This window comes from Bradyrhizobium cedriense (assembly GCF_054602315.1).
Genome location: NZ_JBTSWB010000009.1, coordinates 1 through 17,563 on the forward strand (window position 1 = coordinate 1; position 17,563 = coordinate 17,563).

10 protein-coding genes and 2 pseudogenes are annotated in these 17,563 nt (G+C 56.9%); 7 read left to right on the top strand and 5 right to left on the bottom strand.

Translation table 11 applies throughout. The annotated features are described in order from the left end of the window. Positions 1-135: 135 nt before the first annotated feature. Together ACYCVF_RS30650 and ACYCVF_RS30655 are read left to right on the top strand one after the other, a co-directional pair. Positions 136-679 (top strand): annotated as a pseudogene (locus ACYCVF_RS30650) (phosphotransferase family protein); the annotation flags it as partial. A gap of 219 nt (positions 680-898) precedes the next feature. Further along, positions 899-1,666, top strand: coding sequence for an SDR family NAD(P)-dependent oxidoreductase (locus ACYCVF_RS30655; RefSeq protein ID WP_459606826.1), 768 nt, complete (start codon positions 899-901; stop codon positions 1,664-1,666). Positions 1,667-2,421: 755 nt separating this feature from the next. Here the strand turns inward: ACYCVF_RS30655 and ACYCVF_RS30660 are convergent. Together ACYCVF_RS30660 and ACYCVF_RS30665 are read right to left on the bottom strand one after the other, a co-directional pair. Next, positions 2,422-3,177 carry an acetoacetate decarboxylase family protein gene (locus ACYCVF_RS30660; RefSeq protein WP_459606827.1) on the bottom strand — a complete coding sequence of 252 codons (756 nt, stop codon included), beginning with the start codon at positions 3,175-3,177 and terminating at the stop codon, positions 2,422-2,424. 51 nt (positions 3,178-3,228) lie between these two features. Further along, entirely contained in the window at positions 3,229-3,711 is a 483-nt protein-coding gene (locus ACYCVF_RS30665) for a PaaI family thioesterase (RefSeq protein WP_459606828.1), read from the bottom strand. Positions 3,712-4,542: 831 nt separating this feature from the next. Here ACYCVF_RS30665 and ACYCVF_RS30670 point away from each other — a divergent pair. The 4 genes from ACYCVF_RS30670 to ACYCVF_RS30685 all read left to right on the top strand — a co-directional run bounded on the left by ACYCVF_RS30670 (position 4,543) and on the right by ACYCVF_RS30685 (position 11,134). After that, positions 4,543-5,580: an extracellular solute-binding protein gene (locus tag ACYCVF_RS30670; protein ID WP_459606829.1), complete on the top strand. Its 1,038-nt coding sequence runs from the start codon at positions 4,543-4,545 to the stop codon at positions 5,578-5,580. Between the two features lie 553 nt (positions 5,581-6,133). Further along, positions 6,134-7,570: an aldehyde dehydrogenase family protein gene (locus tag ACYCVF_RS30675; protein ID WP_459606830.1), complete on the top strand. Its 1,437-nt coding sequence runs from the start codon at positions 6,134-6,136 to the stop codon at positions 7,568-7,570. A gap of 429 nt (positions 7,571-7,999) precedes the next feature. Further along, positions 8,000-9,328, top strand: coding sequence for an NAD(P)/FAD-dependent oxidoreductase (locus ACYCVF_RS30680; protein ID WP_459606831.1), 1,329 nt, complete (start codon positions 8,000-8,002; stop codon positions 9,326-9,328). A gap of 588 nt (positions 9,329-9,916) precedes the next feature. Further along, the gene (locus ACYCVF_RS30685) at positions 9,917-11,134 is read left to right on the top strand and encodes a CaiB/BaiF CoA transferase family protein (RefSeq protein ID WP_459606832.1); all 1,218 of its coding nucleotides are present in this window, start codon (positions 9,917-9,919) and stop codon (positions 11,132-11,134) included. A gap of 1,098 nt (positions 11,135-12,232) precedes the next feature. Here the strand turns inward: ACYCVF_RS30685 and ACYCVF_RS30690 are convergent. Both ACYCVF_RS30690 and ACYCVF_RS30695 read right to left on the bottom strand, forming a co-directional pair. Further along, the gene (locus ACYCVF_RS30690) at positions 12,233-14,344 is read right to left on the bottom strand and encodes an acetate--CoA ligase family protein (RefSeq protein WP_459606833.1); all 2,112 of its coding nucleotides are present in this window, start codon (positions 14,342-14,344) and stop codon (positions 12,233-12,235) included. Positions 14,345-14,450: 106 nt separating this feature from the next. Continuing rightward, the gene (locus ACYCVF_RS30695) at positions 14,451-15,311 is read right to left on the bottom strand and encodes a MaoC family dehydratase (RefSeq protein WP_459606834.1); all 861 of its coding nucleotides are present in this window, start codon (positions 15,309-15,311) and stop codon (positions 14,451-14,453) included. A gap of 420 nt (positions 15,312-15,731) precedes the next feature. Here ACYCVF_RS30695 and ACYCVF_RS30700 point away from each other — a divergent pair. Then, positions 15,732-16,317, top strand: a pseudogene (locus ACYCVF_RS30700) (CoA transferase). Positions 16,318-16,394: 77 nt separating this feature from the next. On the opposite strand, the gene ACYCVF_RS30705 reads toward ACYCVF_RS30700, so the two are convergent. Further along, on the bottom strand, positions 16,395-17,393 hold the full coding sequence (locus ACYCVF_RS30705) for a LysR family transcriptional regulator (RefSeq protein ID WP_459606835.1): 999 nt from the start codon (positions 17,391-17,393) through the stop codon (positions 16,395-16,397). Positions 17,394-17,563 lie beyond the last annotated feature (170 nt).

The following is a 17,563-nucleotide window of genomic DNA, read 5'->3' on the forward strand; positions in this document are numbered from 1 at the left end:
CGCTGAGGATCGCGCCGTCGCCTGGGCTGTAACTCCGGTCGGGCTACGCCCTCCCTGCGTCACAGCCCAGGCGACAACTCTCTCATCCTGATTGACGCTCCACTGTCACCTTGATTGCCGCGCCGCACTGAAGAGATCGGACTGGCCGATTTCGGCAGACCAGGCAACTATTTCGCGCGTCAAGTCGATCGCTGGACCAAGCAGTATCGAGCCTCCGAGACGCAATTTATTCCCGAAGTCGAGAAGCTGATCGAGTGGCTGCCGAAGAACCTACCCGAGGAGAAACGCCACTCGATCGTCCATGGCGATTACCGAGCCGCGGGTGATTGCCGTGCTCGACTGGGAATTGTCGACGCTTGGCGATCCCATGGCAGACTTCACGTACCTTTTGATGCAGTGGATCATGCCCGGTCTGGAGGGCGTGGATTTGAGGCGGCTCAATATCCCGAGCATGGAAGAGGCTGCGCGTATTTATTGCAATTGCGCTGGGACTCAGCTTCCGGATCTGAACTGGTACTTCGCCTACAATCTCTTCCGACTCGCCGGCATCACCCAGGGCATAGCGGGGCGCATCCGAGACGGCACCGCGGCGAGCGCCAAAGTCGTCGAATACGCCAGGCGCACAGTCCCACTTGCCAAAGCATCGTGGGATTATGCGCAGAAGGCGGGGGCGGCGTAAACAAGTAAGCTGTCCGACTGCGAAGTCCAACGACCAGAGCGGGTTGTTTTGGCGCGAAATACTGGATTTTGCTCTGCGCGCGGCGCCACTCCCGCTGTTGATGCCGCGATTGATCCAGACCGCATTGATCCTGCCCGATACCATCACCCAAGTACACGTTCTCGGATGGCCCAAACGCGCATCCCAACGAATCGGCCTACCACATGACAGGAGAAGAAGATGACATTGTTTGACATGACTGGAAAAGTGGCCGTTATCACTGGCTCCTCGCGTGGCCACGGTCGCGCGATCTCTGAGCGCATGGCCGAACTCGGCGCGAAAGTCGTCATCTCCTCGCGGAAAAAGCAGGCCTGCGACGAAGTGGCGAACGCAATCAATGCCAGGGCTGGCAAGCGGGTGGCGTTGTCGATCGCGGGGAATATCTCGGTCAAAGAAGATCTGAAGAACTTGGTCGAGGAAACCAACCGCAGTTTTGGCAAAATCGACGCGCTGGTGTGCAATGCTGCTTCCAATCCCTATTACGGACCGCAAGCAGAAATCTCCGACGGGCAGTTCCGAAAAATTTTGGATAACAACATTGTTGCCAGCACTAGGCTGATCAATCTAGTTGTGCCGCAGATGATTGAGCGTGAGGACGGCAGCATCATCATGATCTCATCGATTTGTGGGTTTGTGGGCTCGACTGTCCTCGGCGCGTATGCGATCTCCAAAGCCGCAGACATGCAGCTCGCGCGCAATCTTGCTTGCGAATACGGCCAGCACAACATTCGCGTAAACTGCATTGCTCCCGGTCTGATCAGAACCGATTTTGCGAGGGCGTTGTGGGACAATCCAGAGCAGCTGAAAGCATTCACTGAACGCACGCCCCTGCTTCGCATTGGCGAGCCTGACGAGATCGCGGGTGCTGCGGTGTTTCTCGCGTCAAAGGCCGGCAGCTTCATCACCGGCCAGACTATCGTCATCGACGGCGGTGCGACGATCGGCTGATGTGCTCTCTTAGGGCGGGTGGGTGCAAGCATCGCTCGCCGCGGCGACTTAACCTATCGAAGGTCGTCCGTTAGGGAGCGCAGTCAAGCGGCTTCGAGTCAAATAGCCGGACCCGCACGGGCGCTACTCCTGAGAGCGGATTCGGTTACGCTCGAAGGCCACCTCAAGCTTCGGCCAGCCTGTGGTCCTGTGGCGCAAGTCACGAATCAAGCGGCCGAGCCGTCGGCAAGCGAAGCTTCCTGCGACCTGCGATTGAACTGCTTGGCGGGGACTTTCTCAAGCTTTCGGCCAGCAAAAGCTCCAGCTTGTACCCGAGCCGCTTGCGACCATGGATGCTGGAAAAGTCAAAGCCGGCGAAGTGCGAGAAATATGGGTCGTACACCCAGCGCTCCCCGACGCCCTCGTCGGACAAGCAGTAGATGCTCGGCAACAGCAGCGTGAGGACAAAACGGCTCTCGATCCTTGGCCGGGGCCTTCGCGGTGTAGAGCGGGCGATCTCGAAAACGATCCAGTGCCATTTGATCTTGGCGCCGAACTGCGACTGCTTCGAATTGATGATCTGCTTCAGCTTGGCGCGAAACAGATCGCCTTCCTCCGTTGCCTCAGGCCTCTTTGGTCACATCGCTCGCCTCTGCTACGACGAGGAATAGCAACCGGCGATTCGATCAAGATTGCGAGCTTTCGGGGCCTCGCCCCTCGAAAGATCGCGACTAAAACCGCAGCGGTGCTCCTTGATGATGCCCGACCGAAGTGGCCTATAATAGCCCCTCAACAGGGCTAGCCCATCCGTTTGTCTCGGTTGCATGCCAATTTGCGATGGTCCGCTTCGCCGCGAGTATCTCTTTGACCTCTAGACCGCTTAGGTCGCAGTAATCCCATTCATGCTGCGGCCATTGTCCAAGTTTTACGGAGCCCTTGCCGAGCTTCTGCTCGAGCATCTCATAGTCAGGTGACGTGTCGCGCTTGAGAAGCTCGACAAAGCTCATGCCGGGTTTGTCCGCCTTCGGAAGCATGCGTAGCAGGTAGTGCGGCGCAAGCTTAAGAGGCGTTTGCAGCGATACGGGCACATCTCCCGGCTTCCAGGCCAGTGTCATGATTTCCTGACGACCCAGAGTCACCTTGACGTCGGCCGAACCGTCATCCTGCATGTCAAAGGAAATGTCTGCGACCAGCTTTGGGTAGCCCCACTTTTCGCGACCACCCAGGACCAGCCGATTACTGGTTTCGAATTCAATGAGCGGATGCCCGCCCAGTTGCCCATTATATTCAACCGGAGCAATCACCATAACGTCGATGAACGGCACAACCTTGTTTTTCCTGAAGTCAGTCGCGGAAATCTGAATCCGGTCGCCGACGGGGCGAAAAGGTGTATCGGCCAAGTTCTTTGCCAACCAGGTCGGATCCACCCGGCAGTCGAAGCTGATGTCGGTTTGCCCAAGACATTGGCTGGGCACAGTCGTCCCGTATGGTAAACGTTGGTATAGGCGAGCCGGGTCAAATTTTTCGGGCATTCTCCGCTCCATTGGAAGGCCTTCCGATAAGCAAATTCCCGCAGATTGGCTTCACTTGAGCTCGATCTCTGCGCGCACCTTCCGCTTCATCCGCTTAAGGGTGCCAGAAAAAGTGAACAGCAGCCGCTCGCCGGACTTTAGCTGTCCACGGACGAAGATGAGGGAACTCCCGGCGCGAGTGACCTCGCCGGTTCCCTCGATCAACTCACCATCGCGCGCCGCATCAACGAAGTCGCCCGTGATCGAGATGGTAACCGCGTCGCAATCCAGCACCGGGCTAGCGATGGCAAACAGGCAGTAGTCGGCGAACGTCATCAAGCAGCCGCCATGGACATAACCGGCACCGTTAAGGTGCTGCTGCTCGACGCGAAACGCGCATTGCACTGGTACATCAGGCTCTACACGGTGCCAAAACGGGCCGGAATAGGTCGCGAAACGGTCAAGCATCCAAGTGTACCAGCCCTTGAACTCCCCCTCGGTTGCTTGACGCCGGTCAGGACGACTGAGCAGGGCTGATCTGCTGAAGTCTACCAAGGAAATACACCTCCAGTTGCGGGGACTAAGCCCATAGAGCGGTGTCTCCACACGACAGCCTTCGCTCGCGTGATGATCATCAAGACTACTTTGTTCCAGCAATGCGCAATGTAGTGTACCCCAACGGCATTGATAGTCGGAAAGCGAATCTAGCCGCCGACCGGATAAGGCCCAACATTTGCATTCTGCGAATGGTTACCCGACATGAGATCTTATCGACCAAGTGTCGTCGCAAACTGAATCACTCGAAGCTGTTTCCGTGCTTGGCGAATTTCTCAAACCTTCGCGATTGGCGGTTACGCCAATCCCCAAAGAAGCTCTAGCTAAAACTTAGCTGCCTTCCATGTCGGATGTCAATACGATATATTACGATGAGATATATATCCCAAGATTAGCGGTCTTGCTGACCCTTCCCGCCTTCTCGACGTAACGTCGGTCTGGATCACTGCGGGAGGACCCGCCAGCTTATGCCGGCAGTCACGAGAAGATCTTTTCGTTCTGGAAGTCCAGCCTCAAATTAGCAGGATACTCCAATGTCGTGGTCAAGCTCGGAGGGAGCCCGCGCTTCGATTGCTTTCGCGCTGCTGCGTTCGCTGGAGATCGGGCTTTTCCAAAACTCGCGGCGCCTCCGCTCTATCGGATGTCACCGATCAGCGCTTGCGAGCTTTCCAAGCTTCTCTCTGGCTAAGGCAAACGCACCTAGCTGAATTGACGGAGAAGCATCCCTTCGCGCCCGGGCCCTTCTCAATCCAGGGGGATACGTTTGCTTGCAAGTCGACCGGCAATATGTAATATTACAATGAAATATATTGTTCTGTAAGGGGGTGGAGCGTGAATCGTCGAGATGTTTTGAAGGGCGCTTTGAAGGCCAGTGCGGCCGTCTCTCTGGCGGCTCCGTTTATCGCGCCTCGTGGTGCTCAAGCCGCTACAACAATTTCGTACGTGGGTTGGGGCGGACCTTACGGAGACTTCGTGAAGGAGTATTGGATCAACCCCTTTACGGCTGAAACCGGAATTTCCGTGGAGTTAGTCAATGGTCCGGACTTGGCGAAAGTGAAGGCCCAAGTCGCAAATAGTGACGTTCAGTGGGATGTATTCGAGGCGAGCACCCAGATCTATGCGGGTGCGAAGGACGATCTTTGGGAGCCGATCGATCCCAAGATCATTGATCCAGCGCGATTTGCTAGGACGCCCCCCGCTTTTGCTGTGCCGACGTGCGTCTGGGTGGGCGGTGTCGCATACAATCCGAGCCGAACAGCGCGTCCGGCGCAGGATTTCTCGCAGCTTTGGGATGTCAAAAACTTCCCTGGCCGTCGCGCGCTTCTTTCCTACCACGCAGCCGAGTTGTTCGAGATTGCGTTGCTTGCGGAGGGGGTTGCGCCCCGCGAGCTGTACCCTCTGGATGTGGCCCGTGCGTTTAAGGCGTTAGATCGGATCAAGCCGGATATCAAGAAGTGGTTCGCTGAGCCTCAGCAGGGGGTGACGCTCATTCAAGCCAATGAGGTCGACTACAGCTACTCCTATGCGACCCGAGTTAAGAAGGCAAAAGACGCGGGCGTTCCGATCGGGTTCTCGTCGGCTCAGTGTTTTGCCGGACTGGTTTACTGGGCCGTGCCGAAAGGTAGCAAGCGGAAGGAAGCCGCGATGCGATTCCTTGAGTTTGTCACCAGGTCGGATCGCCAAGTCTTGCAGGCCAACAAATATGGGCTCGCGTCGCTGACAAAGGGTGTTGACGAACAGATAGACGAGAAAATGCGCCCTTGGATGTTCGATATCAAGAACCCAAAGAATGCATTGATAGACGATGAGTACTGGGCCAGTCACTACGTGGAGCTCGATAAGAAATTCAAGGAGTGGCTCCTCGCGTAGCGATATCGCCTGCAGCTTGCCTCCCGATCTGAGTGCTTCCATGGCAGTCGTGCAACGGAGAATGCCGGGGCAGAACATTCGTCGCGACCGCGAATATGCTCTTTGCCGACTTGGCCGATTTCGCAGACCGCAACGCCGATAGAATCGGGCGCTGGACAATGGTCATGGTGCTGACCGAGGCGGTTTGTTGTCGCTCTGGGTTCGCAGGGCGTGGTGGCTCTGGCGTGTCCCTTGCTGGAGCTCTTGGTGAGCCGAGGACATCGGCACGGCCTGGGAGCAGCAACCGCAGTATCGTGCGCGATCTCGTTGCCTCCGTCGAACACAAGGTTGGGGACCTCGAGACGTCGGCGAAATAGGTGTCGTTTGCGAATTAGGAGCGTAGCGAAATTGACCATCCGGGACGGCGCCCCTGAAGAGCTGAGGGCATCATTGTGCGCGATCTTGGACTGCATTGATTGAGATGAGAAACAGTGTGGCTGGACGGTACAACAGTCTGATCGCGGCTGCGAAAGAGTGGTGCCAGATTTCCGGCCGCAAAATCGGAGAGAATTAAGTGGACATTTATCAAAACTACATCGCAGGACGTTGGGTTCCCTCCGCAAAAACCTTGGACGTAATCAACCCGTCTGACGGTTCAAAGATCGCCGAGATAGCAAGGGGCGGAGCATCCGAGATCGACGCTGCAGTTGCGGCCGGGCATGCCGCGCGTAAAGGTTCGTGGGGAAAGATGGATGCCGTCTCGCGAGGTCGGCTCCTGTTCAAAATGGCCGAACTCATTCGTCGCGACGGCGAAAGACTTGCGAAGCTAGAGAGCGAAGACGTTGGAAAGCCGATGAAGGTAGCGCTCGCGGACGTCGCCGGCTGTGCTCGATATTTTGAATACTATGGCGGCGCGGTCGACAAGGTCTATGGTGAGACCATCCCACTGCAAAATGGCGTCATCGCGATGACTCTCTACGAACCGCATGGCGTGACCGCGCACATCGTTCCCTGGAACTACCCGCTGCAGATAACCGGCCGCTCGGTCGTGCCGTCGCTCGCTATGGGCAACTCGATTGTTCTCAAGCCAGCTGAGGACACGTCACTCACAGCACTGGCTTTGGCGAAGCTTGCCGAGGAGGCGGGTTTCCCGCCGGGTGTCTTCAACGTCGTTACGGGCCTCGGCGAAGAAGCTGGCGCAGCACTATCGACGCATCCCGGAATCGGTCATATCAGTTTCACCGGATCCCGTGACGTGGGCAGGCTAATTCAGGTCGCGGCCGCCAAGAACACCATTCCCGTCACGCTCGAACTGGGAGGGAAGTCACCCCAGGTGGTCTTCTCCGATGCGCCCCTCGATGAAGCAGGCGCCACGATTGTCAGGAGCATCGCTCATAATTCCGGTCAGACTTGTAGTGCAGGCTCGCGGGTGTTGATCCAAGACGAAATCTACGATCAATTTACGAGCCAGCTCGCCAAGCGATTCAACGCGCTGCGTGTCGGCTCCGCAAGTCAGGACCTCGATCTCGGCCCTGTAGTTAACGCCGCGCAGCAGAGTCGGATCGAGAGCTATCTCGATATGGCGCGACGAGACAGATTGCCGATTCTGGGAGAAGGTTCATTTGGGACCAATCTGCCTACGGGAGGATACTACGTCAAACCGACGTTCATTGCGGACGTTCCAGAGGACCACGCTTTGGCCCAGGAGGAGATCTTCGGACCCGTGCTGGTCGCGCTGCGGTTCCGTAACGAGGATGATGCCATACGGATCGCGAACGACACGCCTTACGGACTTTCAGCTGGCATTTGGACATCGGACCTCGGTCGATCCATGCGCCTTTCCCGCAGTATTGAGTCGGGTCAGGTATTCGTGAACAACTATGGCGTGGGCAGCGGCGTTGAGGTGCCGTTTGGGGGCGTGAAGGGATCAGGCTTCGGCCGCGAAAAAGCGATGGAAGCGCTCTACGGTTTTGGCGTTCTGAAGACAGTGGTGATTCGGCACGACTCTTAAACCGAGGCTGCCCGACATTTCGAACGCAAAGCGTGTAGATGACGTAATCTGAGGAAGATTGCGCAACTTTACCGAGTCGCTGGAATTTGCGCTCACGAAGCCTGTCGATGTCGTTCCCGAACGCAATCGCCCTGACGATCGTGCTGCGCGAGAACCATTGCTATTCCGCGAATATGAAAAGATATTGACATGCGAAATGATGTATTGTTATTCACTACGGTCAGCTCGGTTAAGGCTGTGGAAGCAGAAGGTAGGAAGTGGCGACACCAGCAAGCTCGCATTCAGTACGAGCTTTGTTCGGCGAGCCCCTTGCGACTCAGCGACGCGTCGCCATTGCACTCGAGATGACCAGCTTCCGCTTCGGTGAGCACACATGTGTCACCACCTCGATTCGAGACACGTCGTAATGACTTTTGACCGGAGAAGCTCATGTCACCGCCGCTCACCCGCATAGCAAGCGACGAACGCCTGCCGACACAGGTCGATGTCGTCGTCATCGGTGGTGGTGTCATCGGCGTTTCGGCGGCTTATCATTTAGCCAAAAAAGGGCATTCCGTTGCGTTGGTGGAGAAGGGGAATGTCGGTGCCGAGCAGTCGAGCCGAAACTGGGGTTGGTGCCGCCAGCAGGGCCGGCCGCGCGCCCAAATCCCACTTGCCCGCGAGGCGCTGCGGTTATGGGAGGACATGCAAAAGGAGGCCGGTGTCGACGCCGGGTTTCGGCGTACCGGCGTCCTGTTCTTGACCAAGAATCCGCAAGAGTTGGCGGAGTGGGAGAAATGGGTCGCTATCGCGCGCGAACAGCAGGTCCATTCGTCAATCCTGACACCTGCCGAGATTGCCGAACATGTGCCCAGCAACGTCGACACTTGGATCGGAGGTCTGCACACGCCCAGCGACGGTCGCGCGGAGCCGTCCATCGCGGTGCCTGCGCTTGCAGCGGCTGCCCGCAAGCAGGGCGTGACTATTCACCAGGGCTGCGCGGCTCGCGGGCTTGAGACCCAAGCCGGACGGGCGAACGCGGTCGTCACCGAGAAGGGGACCATTCGCGCGCAGTCCGTGCTCCTTGCAGGCGGGGCGTGGTCATCACTCTTCTGCCGTCGTCATGGGATCGAGTTGCCGATCGGGCTGGTCGACGGGACTGCATGCCGAACCACACCGGCACCAGAAATTACGGCCGGTGCTCTCGGGACGGAGAGCTATTGCATCCGCCGCCGCGACGATGGTGCCTTCACGCTTGCCTTCCGTGGTCGTGGCACCGTCGAACTGACGCCCGATCTTCTTCACTATGCACGGAATTTTTGGCCGAGTTACAAGTATCGTCGCAGCGGTGTGAAATTATCGTTCCGAAAGTCGTTCTTCAGCCAGTTGTTGCGTGGGACGAACTGGAGCTTCGACCAGCCGTCGCCGTTCGAGGCCGAACGCGTGCGCGACCCTGTTCCAGACATGTCGCTTGTCAATTTGGCGCTTGCCGCGCTTATCAAGTCAACCCCTGAGCTGAAGAACATCAAAATTGAAGAAGCTTGGGCCGGCACGATGGATTGCACGCCGGACAATCTTCCGGTGATCTCGTCCGTCGATGCCATGCCGGGTTTCTTCCTTGCCACTGGATTCAGTGGAACCGGTTTCGGCATCGGTCCGGCGGCCGGCAAGCTTGCCGCCGATATCATGACGGGCGCGACGCCGGAGGTCGAGCCCGCAGCCTACAGCTATGAGCGTCTCATCGATGGCCGGCAGCTTGTGCCCGTCGGTCTGCTATAAGCTTGTTGGGTCGAAGCATATGGCGCTTGGCCTCGACTACTCAAGTCAGAAACGAAAGATTAGATCCATACGCTTAATGAGCAGCCCATTTGGTGATTGAATATCTGCTTCCTGTTGCGCAGTTCTCCGATACTCCAGCACAGTGGGCGCGACCACCTCAGCCGCCCGGTTGCTCGCCCCTGTCATGGAGCACTTGAGCGCCTGCCTAAAGTAGGAGCAGGATTGGCGTAGCCAATAGCTCATGCAGCCGTAATCGTCGTTTGGCTAAGAGTAAAGCAAGGATCGGAGAAGCGAGAGCGTGTCACGTCTCTGCGCTCGCGCTCAGCGATGACATCGGGCTCGCTATTTCGGACCGGAGCTGGACATGAGGGGTCATCTCGTCAACCAGATCGTCCCTTCTTCCAAACAGAAACTTGGCGCGAGCGATCGCGTGCTTTCGGCGGATAGCAATTTCTCCCGAAGGAAAATTGACCAGGAAAGAAGAGATGAGATCCGACCGGTGGAGAGTGAATCTGAGAGAAGACTGTGTGGTTCCGGCCCAAGTAACTAGCGCGTCTCACGCAACAACCACAACAAGCAAGTGACATCATGAAGGCTATCGAGATGACGGCTTCGAAAGTTTCCACGGGTCCTCTGAAGGGCGTTCGAATCCTTGACCTAACGACTGTAGTTTTTGGCTCTCTCGCGACCCAAATACTGGGAGATTGGGGCGCCGACGTAGTTAAGGTCGAGACTCTGAGTGGCGATGTTTTTCGGTATCATGGCGTGGCTCGCAATCGTGGCATGAGCGGGCTATTCATGTCGATAAATAGGAACAAGCGAAGCGTTGCTGTTGATTTGAAGTCCGAGGCCGGCAAATCAATCGTGCACCGGTTGATGAGATCAGCTGACGTATTCGTCAGCAATATACGGCCAGCTGCCCTAAAGCGGCTGAAACTTGGCTACGACGAATGTAGAGCGGAAAACCCACGGCTGATCTATGCTGCGGCAACTGGCTATGGCCAGGATGGTCCTTGGGCTAGCCGACCGGCCTATGATGAAATTATACAAGCAGCCTCGGGGCTCGCGTCTTCGATCGGAACGGATGACCGGCCACAATTTGTACCTAGCCTGATTGGTGACAAGCTCTGCGGGCTTGTTCTAGCGTCCGCAATTTCGGCCGCGCTCTATGGACGGGAAAAAAGCGGAGAAGGTCAATACGTCGAGGTACCGATGCTAGAAACCATCGCCGCATTCAACAGCTTTGAGATGCTCGGCGGCCACAGCTTCGTTCCTCCGGAAGGAGTTCCTGGGTATCCGCGACTCAAGGCACGAAGACCTATTCAAACAAAGGACGGCTGGATTTCTCTGCTGCCATATTCAGGCGAAAGCTGGCGCCGGTTTCTCGAAGCGGTTGGCCGCTCGGAATGCTTTGAAAAGTATTCCGTCTCCGATCCGGTTGCGCGCGATAAGAATGTGGAGCAGCTATATGAGGTGATGCAAGAGGAGATCATCAAGCGTACCACGGCGGAATGGGAGAAGCTTCTTCTGGAAATAGACATTCCTCACGCGGCGTTTGCCAAGATGTCTGAAATATCCGAGCAGGAGCATCTTAAAGCGGTAAATGCGTTTCCGGAGGCAGATCACCCCTCCGAAGGAAGAATACGCTATGCAAAACCGATGGTTCGCTTTTCTGCCGATCCGGCGGGAGTTACTCGACTCGCTCCGCGGCTCGGGGAACACACGCGTGAAGTGCTTACGGACGCTGGGATAAGCCGCGCTGAAATCGACGGCCTGATAGCGCGTAAAGTTTTAGGGGCGGAGTGAGCGGCTTGGACACCGTCAGTTCGCAGAGTAGACGCGGTCATGCTGAACGCCGCGGTTGTGGTGTTGGCAGACGGACGAGCGCAATCCCGCGCTCACGCCTTGCTGATCGCGTGCTCGCCGCGACCGATCAAGAAATCAAATCATGATGCAGATCGGGCTCACCGGAACAGACGACTTCAAAGAAGACGTCAAAGCGATGACGGAACGGCGCATTGCGAACTTCGATGGGGTGAGACATTTGGCTATCCACTCCGTGATGCTAGAAAGGCGCGTGGCTCCGCAATACACAAGCCCTATCCTGCGTTGTTGCCTGTTTGTGGCTGGCCGGCGGCAACTGGAAGCTCGGGCGTGATGAGAATTCAGCAGGTGCGGCGCTCGAGCGCCTCTTGAGTATTGCCAACTGAAGCTGGATGCAGAGAAGTCTCCGGACCGTCACGCGCAAGCAGGTCAACTCGGGCAGTCATGTTTGTAAACACAACGTCGCATTTGGTCATATTGAGGACGCGTGTCGTCAAGGGCGCTTGGCCTGCTATGCGTAGGTGTGACTCAAGATCACCACCCGGCGCACAAGGATGGGCGATCGAACAATCGCCCAACTTCTTCAGCGCCGGGCGGAAATGGTTCGAGAGTTGAATCTGCACCATCTCATCCCATGGCGAACGGGCGCCCCAGGACGCGATGGCGAAAAGGCATGACGAAGAATCTGAACACACGTCTTTCTATTGACACGAGCATCGTTGAGATCTCCCGAGATTTCGTCCGCCTAATGCTCTCGGAGCAGATGAGGTGGAACGAGTACCACAGAGCTCTCATATTTGCGACTTTGTCTCAGTTCGCGTTACTGGATATGTCGAACGTTTCGACAACGTTAATTAACAACGGATGTCGAAGACGAGATTCTGTTGTATCAGGCGATCCTGTTTTGCCCGGTATGTTTGCCTCTACATCCACAATGGCGACGATTCAGGCTTCGGTTGCAAACGCGGCTGAGTTCTTCAACAGCCTGCTAGAACCGAGATTGCGGACTTGTCGGTGTTTTTGAGCCCGAGAACGTGTTAAAAGGTTTTAGGCCGCAGTCGTCTGGACCGCTAGACGGAGCTATTTTCGCCGTACGACAAGCGCATCGACAATGGTCACGCCCTGGCCTTCCGGATGAACTAGCACGGGGTTGAGCTCAATTTCGCCGATTTCGTTAGCGTGACGCGCCGCAAGCAGCGAAACCTGCGAGATGAGTTGCGCGAGCGCAGGGATGTCAGCTTTTGGAGCCGCTCGAAATCCTGTCAACAAAGGTGAGGCCCTGAGCTCATGCAGCATTCCCAATGCCTGGAGCGTGCTGACTGGTGCTGGTAAATAGATCACATCACGGAACAGCTCGGTAGTGAAGCCTCCGAGTCCAACCATAATTAGCGGCCCGAATGTCGCATCCTGCAGAGTACCGATGATAATCTCCACCCCTCGCTTGGCCATGGGGCCAACCAGGACACCCTGGATCGCAGCCTCGGGACGATGAATGCGCGCGTTCTTCAGCAACTCTTCATACGCGTGCAACGCATCTTCCTTGGTCGTGATGTTGAGCCGGACGCCTCCCACCTCGCTCTTATGCTCAATGTCAGGGGACTGAATCTTCATTGAGACTGGCAACCCGATACGTGCGATCGCTCCGTCGAGCCCGCTTTTGTCCTGGACCAGCGCTTCGTCGGGGAGGGCAATACCGGACTCGCGCAACAGCGCCTTGCTATCGGCCTCTGAGAGCGAGGGCGATTTCAAATAGGCAGACAAGTCGCGCGCGGGCTGCTCCTCTGCATTGGCAACGGGCGCAATTTTGAACTTCGCAAACTCGACCAGCCGACGCATAGCGATGCTGACATGAGTTATGCTTGATAGGATGACAATGCCAGATGCACCGAGCTCCCTGCGGGCGAAATCGGATGGTAGCGTGTACGAGCACAGCACGATCGGCTTCTTCTGAGCGTCGATTACAGGTTTCAGCTCGTCTTTCTTAAATGGCATCCAGGTTTCACTGGAGTGCGACGAAATAACCAGAATTGAATCGACCTCGTCAGACGCGCTGAGCAGCTCGATGCTGCGCTGCCAGACATCCTTCTGGCCCTGCGCGGTGACGTCGATCGGATTGCGCGCGGTCCCGTAAGACGGCAGGAATTTCTTGATCTCGGTCTGGATCGACGCCGATAGTTCCGGCACGCGCAGCCCCTGCAATGATACGGCGTCGGCGCCCCAGATGCCGGCGCCGCCCGACACGGTGAGCACCGCGACACGATCCCCCTTAGGCAGTGGGCTGGTAGTCAGGACCGCCGCAATTGTGATCGCTTCGTCGACGTCGTTGGAGACGATGAAGCCGTATTTCGCGAATACCGCATCGTAGGCGGCCGACCAGCCGGCCATGCTGGCGGTGTGAGACGCCGCGGCGCGCTCGCCTGCGCCGGTCCGCCCGACCTTCACGACGATGACAGGTTTGCGAAGCTCCGCGGCGCGCTGGGCTGCAATAAGGAATTTGCCGACATCGCGGATGGCTTCAACAAACAGCAGAATCGCATCGGTCGATGCGTCCTGCACCATGAAGTCCAAAAACTCGCCGATACCGAGGTCGCTTTCGTTGCCGGAAGTCACGACGTAGCTCGTCGCAATGCCGAGCGTCTTCGCGCGATCGTGAAATGCAAAACCGATCCCACCGCTTTGAGCGACGATGGCGATTCGGCGTGCTGTTGCTGCCAGTCGCGTCTGGCCCGGCTTGACATCGACGACCGGGCTAAACGTCGCGGCAACCCTCTGCACCTCACTATAGAAACCTTCGGCGTTGGGTCCAGAGATGCGCATTCCGGTTCGTTTGGCGAGCGCTGAAATTGTTTCCTGTTGGGCTGCGGAATGGCCCCCCTCTTCCGCGAAGCCCGAGGAGATGATCAATGCATTCTTCACGCACACGGTTGCGCATTCTTCAAGCGCTGCTAAGACCGTGCGCGCCGGAATAACAACGATGGCGAGATCGATGGGTGCGCTTATATCCTTGATCGACTTGTAGCACTTCAGGCCATCAATCTCGTCACAGTTCGGATTGACAGGATATATTTTGCCGGGGAACTCGTTGTTGCGTAGAAACGCGAGCAGCCGACCCGAAATCTTTCCTTGATCGCGCGAGGCGCCAATCACTGCGATGCTTGCCGGTTTGAAAAAGGAGTCGAGTGGATGTGGCACTTTGCCTCGCCTATTTGTTATTCCGAAAGACGTTCTATCTGGCCGTCACAACCCGTCGCCTGCACCGATCGCCGCCTCTAGCCTACGATCGAGTGATCCCACCAGATCAACCCAGAATCGCCATACCATTACTCACTACGGTAGCGCCGCGCGCTCTAACTTTGGCCTCAAACGAGATCAGGTTCCCATCCTTCCACATCTCAACTGTTAATGTCTCACCGGGATAAACTGGCGAGGAAAAGCGAGCTGCGTGTCGCCTGAAGGCCGTTGGATCGTGATCGGCATAGGTCTGCAGGATGGCGCGGCAGGTAATCCCATAGGTGCACATCCCGTGCAGGATCGGTTTTGGGAAGCCGGCGCGGCGGGCAAATTCGGGATCCGAGTGTAGCGGATTGCGGTCGCCACAGAGCCGGTAGACCAGTGCTTGGTCGGGCCGCGTTGTGATGTCGATGGTCCTGTCAGCGGCGCGCGTCGGTACCTGATGCGGTTTGGCCTGGCACCCGGACGGCCCGCCAAAGCCACCATCGCCCCGCGCAAAACGCGAGATAACCAGCGTTGCCAGCAGATCGCCTTCTGTATCCTTCAGCGCAGTCTGGTAGCGGATCACCGCGCCCTTGTCCTTGCCTTTATCAAACACCGCAAGAACGGAGGAATCCGCGACGACATGCGCCAGGGTCGACAGAGGCTTATGAAATGTGATGTCGCGCTCGCCGTCAACCGACATGACGCGGTTGATGTTCATCTCGCCGGGCGCCGCCCCGAGTGCCGCCACAGACGCAAACGTCGGCACGACTTTCAGAGGGCGTGGGGTCGCCGTGGCGTCGTTGACGAAGGCAAGTTCTCTTTCGTCCAGCGGATCGGCACCCATGCCGATACCGTAGGCGTACAGCATCACATCTCGTTCAGTGTAGCTATATTCCTGGCCGAACTTTTTGAGGGCCATCAGCTCTTCGTATTTGATTGGCATTCTCTCCGTATCCCCCGCCCCTAACATGCTTTGATGAGAAGCCAAATTGCTATGCGTTGTGCTCGCGACGAAGTCCCACGCAAGAGACCAGCCAGCGTCCCCTTCGGTAGTCCTGTCGTCCAGCAATAGGCATCCAATTCCCTTGCGCGCTGCACAATTCAAGCCGCGGGGCCGAGCGTTATGCAGATGCTCGTTAGTCAGACCGCGGCAATTCCGGGTTTGGTGGTCCCCTTCAATATAGCCCGATAAACCTAACGGAAATCTGGTGTCAATATAAAATATTGCATTCCAAGACATTATATCGTAGTCTACCGACGGAATGGCGTCGTCTCCTAGACTCATGCGGACGGACGGGTGTTCATTATCGGGTGCACGAGCCATATCGTTGCTGATTTGCTCCGACGTGCTGACTGAGGATGCATGCGAGTGGCGAAGAGAAAAAATCTTCCACTTGATGGTGTGACTGTCATCGACCTTGGCCAGGTCTATCAAGATCCGTACGCAACACTCCTGATGGCGAAGGCCGGTGCAAATGTCGTCAAGATTGGGCCCCTACGGCGAGCCGGTTCGGCAGCGCCAGTCGATCAGTAAGGGCGCCGCTGTGCCGTTCGCGATGCTCAATGCTAACAAACGCGGCGTCTCGTTGAACTTAAAGAGCGAGCGCGGCCGCGATCTCCTGAAACAACTAGCTGCCAAAGCCGATGTGTTGCTGGAAAATTATGCACCGGGTGCGATGGACAAGCTTGGAGTCGGTTGGTCGGTGTTGTCGGTCATCAACCCGAGGCTAATTTACGCATCTGGCTCCGGATATGGGATTTCGGGACCGGATTGGTACAATCTTGCCATGGACGTCACAGTTCAGGCGGCGTCGGGCATGATGAGCGTAACGGGATTTCCTGACGGGCCGTGGGTACGCTTATCACGAGCCTGGGCGATGACACTTCCTACGGTCTGCGGAGATGGTATCACGCGGGATCGGCGAACGAGGTTGGTGACGTCGGACTAGAAGTTTCCGGCGTCCCCGGGGCGCCCGCCGAATGCATTTCAAGTAAATGCGCGGCTTCCATCGATCTCACACGTGGTTCAATGTGAGTTTATGGATACCGCGTACTTGTCGGTGTTCTCGATGCATCCTGAAGCGGTCTCGCTCAGAAGGCCTGCGGTTGGGCGAGCCATAGGAGTCCAGTTTTCGTGCTGTTGTAGGGAAGCAACTATCACATCGACAGCCATACGGTGTATTCCAGAGTACTCATCTGATCTGCAGACAGCTGACACCCACCAACGGACCGGCGAATCTTCCAGAGGCTTCCAGACAAATTCTTTGGATCCGGTCTCGGCGCGCCACTCAAGGAGCCGCTCTGCGATGAGTATCACCGCTCCCTCTGTTTTGAGCAACGCGGCCGTCATTCTTCCCCCGCGCAAATGTAGAATTTCCGGTGGAGTGTAGCCTCCGGCACGGCAAGAATGTAGCAGTTCGTCGTAAAGACCGGGGGCGAAGTGGCGCTCAAAGAGCACGAGCGAATACGGGCTCAAGTCGGGAAGACGCACTTTCTTTAGTTTTGCGAGCGGATGTTCGGCGTCAATCATGACGCCCAAGGGCTCCGCAAGCGGCGTAGATACCCAAAGTCCCCTTTCATCGAACGGATGACGAAGAACGCCGACGTCTATGTCTCCGGCCGCTAGGAGCTGTTGTTGCTCAGGATTAGATCCCTCGATAACGTCTATACTCACTTGCTCCCGCTGCAGGCGTCTTACGACGTTCGACAGCGCATTGCGGGAAGTTTCGAGGGGGAGTGCGATCCGAAGACGTCTTGATTGGCTCGGCGACAGCAGCCGTGCTGCGCGCAGAGCATCGTCAAGCGCTTGCACCACGTTACAGGCTCTCGGCAGCAACGACTCGCCAGCTGACGTGAGCTCGACCTTCCTCTTAGTACGGTTGAACAATTTTAGACCCAACTCTCTTTCCAGGTCGGCAATGCGGATCGAAAGGGCGGGCTGGCTGATGTTCAGATTGCGAGCGGCTTTGGCGAAACCGAGGGCCTCTGCCACTGCCACAAAATAACGGAAGTGTCTGATCTCCATCTATCGTCCTTGAAGGTCCCAAAACCCGCCATCAACTACACGCTATCGGGCGAGAAAGGCACGGTCCCTTGCGATTGTCGGGCCGACGTATTCTGCGTCGCCAAAATCGCAGCGCAGCCTTTATGTGAACGGTACCAGATATCAGCCATCTGCCAAGCCATTTATTTAGG

Excerpts from the sequence above, each read along its gene's own strand:
- ACYCVF_RS30655 (WP_459606826.1), top strand. The coding sequence starts at position 899 with ATGACATTGTTTGACATGACTGGAAAAGTGGCCGTTATCACTGGCTCC.
- ACYCVF_RS30660 (WP_459606827.1), bottom strand. The coding sequence starts at position 3,177 with ATGCCCGAAAAATTTGACCCGGCTCGCCTATACCAACGTTTACCATAC.
- ACYCVF_RS30680 (WP_459606831.1), top strand. The coding sequence starts at position 8,000 with ATGTCACCGCCGCTCACCCGCATAGCAAGCGACGAACGCCTGCCGACA.
- ACYCVF_RS30685 (WP_459606832.1), top strand. The coding sequence starts at position 9,917 with ATGAAGGCTATCGAGATGACGGCTTCGAAAGTTTCCACGGGTCCTCTG.
- ACYCVF_RS30695 (WP_459606834.1), bottom strand. The coding sequence starts at position 15,311 with ATGCCAATCAAATACGAAGAGCTGATGGCCCTCAAAAAGTTCGGCCAG.
- ACYCVF_RS30705 (WP_459606835.1), bottom strand. The coding sequence starts at position 17,393 with ATGGAGATCAGACACTTCCGTTATTTTGTGGCAGTGGCAGAGGCCCTC.